Source organism: Thermococcus sp. M36 (assembly GCF_012027355.1).
Taxonomy (GTDB): Archaea; Methanobacteriota_B; Thermococci; order Thermococcales; family Thermococcaceae; genus Thermococcus.
In genome coordinates, this window is sequence record NZ_SNUH01000041.1 from 1 (window position 1) to 609 (window position 609).

General features: G+C 29.4%; 1 protein-coding gene. It reads left to right on the forward strand.

Features of this window, described 5'->3' with window-relative positions; all coding sequences use genetic code 11:
- Positions 1-100: 100 nt before the first annotated feature.
- On the forward strand, positions 101-609 hold a 509-nt coding region (locus tag E3E36_RS11225; protein ID WP_167895508.1), incomplete at its 3' end, for a hypothetical protein.

Here is a 609-nt window from a genome sequence, read left to right on the forward strand (position 1 = left end):
GTAATGGTACCGGTAACCAACACTAATTGCATCAATCACATTATTAAACATCGAAAGTTAAAAGCTTTCGATGTTTTTGTTTCGGATAAACAAATTTTACATGAGAATATTAATAGCTCCCGGTTTTATCAGTTTAGTTTTTATACTGCATTCCTGTTCAAAAAACAATCAAGCTGTAAGCAATAATACAATTGATACAAACCCGCTACCTAATACTGTTAGTAAAATAGATACATTAAAAATAATGGCTTATAATGTTTTAAATTTTGGTAATGGCTGCCAGGGAACATTAACAAATCTTGATTCATATTTTAAAACGATCATTCAATATACACAGCCTGATATTATAAGTTGTGAAAAGATAAATGCTTTTAATCCAACACCGGGTTCTTTTGGCAACTTAGCTGATGAACTTTTGAATAACGGATTAAATGGTGCTTTTCCTAATCAATATGCATATGCTTTACCAAGCAATAACAGTAGAGGCAGTAATATGGCAGTCTTATTTTATAATAAGCAAAAGCTAACTTATGTAAAAACACAAACCTTAGTTGCCAATATAACAGATTTTAATTTTTATAAGCTTTACTATAATGATGTGAATTTATA